The organism is Parafrigoribacterium mesophilum, from assembly GCF_039652555.1.
Classification (GTDB): Bacteria; Actinomycetota; Actinomycetes; order Actinomycetales; family Microbacteriaceae; genus Parafrigoribacterium; species Parafrigoribacterium mesophilum.
This window is the reverse complement of sequence record NZ_JBDJAF010000034.1, coordinates 1-288: the sequence shown is the minus strand read 5'-3', so window position 1 is coordinate 288 and position 288 is coordinate 1. Positions and strand designations below refer to the sequence as shown.

The following is a 288-nucleotide window of genomic DNA, read 5'->3' as shown; positions in this document are numbered from 1 at the left end:
TTCGGCGAGCGCGTCCGCTAGCGATTCTCGATCGGTGATCACGGCACCGGAGCGCCGCACATCGCGAACCAGCCGTAACACCTCTGAATGGAGGATTCCGTCGGCCACGGCCCGCGTCGTGGAATGACGCAGCGCTTCCCAGGACGGCGGCTTACGCCGGTCGCGCACGTCGGCATCCAGAGCGTCGAGACCATCCTGACCGCTTTCATCCACGAGCACCCTGTCGATGTCGGCGAGGGCGTCATAGCCGGTGGTGCCGGCCACCGGCCAGGCTCCGGGCAGCCGTTC

The 288-nt window shown here is 67.7% G+C and carries 1 pseudogene; it reads right to left on the bottom strand.

Annotated features, from left to right (window positions below):
* A pseudogene (locus ABFX56_RS15985) lies at window positions 1–288 on the bottom strand (malto-oligosyltrehalose synthase); the annotation flags it as partial.